2 protein-coding genes and 1 other RNA gene are annotated in these 2,716 nt (G+C 49.3%); all 3 read right to left on the bottom strand.

Features of this window, described 5'->3' with window-relative positions; translation table 11 throughout:
* The coding region (dnaX, locus tag DBO31_RS03435) for a DNA polymerase III subunit gamma/tau (RefSeq protein ID WP_150824446.1) at window positions 1–1,224 on the bottom strand (1,224 nt) is incomplete at its 3' end.
* A gap of 82 nt (window positions 1,225–1,306) precedes the next feature.
* Window positions 1,307–1,406, bottom strand: an RNA gene (gene ffs, locus DBO31_RS03430) — signal recognition particle sRNA small type.
* 140 nt (window positions 1,407–1,546) lie between these two features.
* Window positions 1,547–2,638, bottom strand: coding sequence for an outer membrane beta-barrel protein (locus tag DBO31_RS03425; RefSeq protein WP_150824445.1), 1,092 nt, complete (start codon window positions 2,636–2,638; stop codon window positions 1,547–1,549).
* Window positions 2,639–2,716 lie beyond the last annotated feature (78 nt).

The following is a 2,716-nucleotide window of genomic DNA, read 5'->3' as shown; positions in this document are numbered from 1 at the left end:
TTCTTCTCTTTCTTTTTTAGTACTTCCCGCTGGCACCCTGATCTGGCATAAGGCTTGTTCCAGCCGCGTCACCCGGTCGGTCAGTGCCTGGATCTGCGCCGCACCTGCCGAGGTATCCGATACGGCATGAGTACTGGTGCTTCCTACCTGGCTGGCCATGAGCAGCCCCATTTCCACGGCAACACGCGGTGCCGGCGAATTTTTTGCCGTCATGAGTGCTTCCTGAAGCACTCCGAGAATGCGGAAAACCTGTCCCGGTTCGACGCGTCCTGCCTGTTCTGCCAGTTCTTTCATCGAATCGGCATATGCCGAAAGTGTATCTGATTCAGGCGCTGCCTGATACAGCATGAGCGCCCGCAGATGTTCCAATAATTCAGTCAGTATGACCCGGGGTTCTTTTCCCATGCGGACAATATCATCGACGGCACTGATGATGACATCTCCCTTATGGGAAAATACGGCATCGGCCAGGGAAAACAACCAGTCCCGGCCAACCAGCCCCAGAAGATTCCGGACCAGGGTTTCATCGATAGTCCCATCAGCATTGCTGACACACTGGTCCAGAAGACTCAGAGCATCGCGCATGCCACCGTCTGCCTGCACGGAAAGGATATGGGCAGCTCCCTTGCTAATATCAATATGCTCTTTATCGGCTATATAAAGAATCCGTTCTGCTATATCCTGACTGGTAATGCGGCGAAATTCATAACGCTGACAGCGGGACAGGATGGTCATCGGAATTTTTTCCGGTTCTGTCGTGGCCAGGATAAAAATCACATGGGCCGGCGGTTCTTCCAGTGTCTTTAGAAGCGCATTGAAGGCTTCTGTCGTCAGCATGTGCACTTCATCAATAATGTAAATCTTTTTGCGTCCTTCAGCCGGCATAAATTTAATCGTTTCCCGCAAATTCCGTATATCTTCAATACTGCGATTGGATGCCGCGTCGATTTCTATGACATCGAGGGATTCCCCGGCAAGGATATGGCGGCATACATCGCACGTATTGCATGGGTGGGACGTCGGCCCATGGACACAATTCATGGCCCGGGCAAAGATTTTAGCCGTACTGGTCTTACCTGTGCCACGGGGACCGGAAAACAGGTAGGCATGAGCTACTTTATCCGTATCTATTGCTTTTTGCAGAGTTTCCGTAATCTGGCGCTGACCCACTACGTCTTCAAAGGTTTTGGGACGCCATTTACGATATAGCGCAATATATGCCATGATAGTCCTTTCGGAAAGATGTAAAAAAAAGCAGCTAACGGCATAGCTGCTTTGACCAACTGAAAAGTACTCGTGTATGACAACCCGTCAGGTTGCCTCATGGCACATGGAAATGACTACTTATCGCTGCTTCCTCTCGGACCTGACGAGGTTCATAGGTTTCCATTGCACAAGTCCCGACGGATTGCCACGCACCAGTACTTTTATTCTGTTAGCTATGTAATTATATCGTATAAATGGAAAAATAGCAAGCATTTTTACATTGTAAAATCAGCATAAAAAAGGCCTGTCAATAGGCAGGCCTTTTGAGTACATCGTATTTTTATTTGTGTTCCCAGATATCAACGCGGCGGTTGTCAGCACGGCCCTGATCCGTGTCGTTGCTGGATACAGGATCATGGAAGGATTTGTAATCCAGGATCATCTGAGAAGCCGGTACGCCATTATTGACAGCATACTGGGCTACATTATCTACACGGCGTTTGGAAAGATCCGTGTTGTATGCATCGCTGCCCTTAGAGTCTGTATTCCCCGTCAGTTTGAACTGTTCTGTCGGGTTAGCTTTGGCAACGGATACGAAGTTGTCCAGTTTGCCCTGTTCAGAAGCCAGCGGCTGATCTTCATCGAAACCGAAGTGGATGCTGTCGAGATAGTAATCATTGTATACATGCGGAGCTTCTACAGGAGCCGGTGCCGGAGCTTCATAGACAGGAGCCGGTGCTTCTTCTACAGGAGCTGCTTTATGGCCGCCGCCGAAGCGGTAGGACAAGCCGGCGATGAAGCCTTTATAGGAAATATTGGCATCATCTTTCAGACCAGGCATATCACCTTTGTCAGCCAGTTTCGTGTTAAGGTAACGGTACCCGGCGTTGATGTCGAGATCCGGCGTAATGCTGTAGCCGAGGCCGGCTTCCCACATGGATGTGCTCTTCGTTCCGAGAGCGCCTTTGGCATAGATGTCGAAATTCTTGGCAAGCGGTGCTTTGGCGATAAGGCCGATCTGAGCTACGTTATTGGTGTCACTCCAACCGCCGAGGTCGTTATTGATACGGTTCCAGCCGGCGAATACGGCAAAGTTTTTATTGAGGCCATAGACGAGGTTGACTTCGTGTTCGTCACCGTCGGTAGCACGTTCACCCTTATAATCGGTCTTCAGGCCGTAGTAGTTATACTGCAAGGCCAGTTTGTCCGTAAATGCATAGGAAAGACCGCCCTGGAAATTCCATTTGGAATCAGAGCTTACATCTCCACTACCACCATACCAGTTGGAAGAATCTGCTTCAGCCTTCGGATTCCAGGCGCCGAGGTCAATCTGCCACTGGCCCTGTTCAAACTGTGTCTGCGGAGTTGCAAACGCAAACGAAGATACGCACGCTGCAGCAGCAACGAGTGTCAATACTTTCTTTTTCATCATAAGTATCCCACGCTTTCATAAATAAATGCATCATTGATTCATAACAATTTCTAATAAAAAATCATTACGGACCTTTGT

Source organism: Megasphaera sp. DJF_B143 (assembly GCF_900320625.1).
Lineage (GTDB): Bacteria > Bacillota > Negativicutes > Veillonellales > Megasphaeraceae > Megasphaera > Megasphaera hexanoica.
The sequence above is the reverse complement of the archived record's forward strand: the minus strand, read 5'-3'. Positions and strand labels throughout refer to the sequence as shown.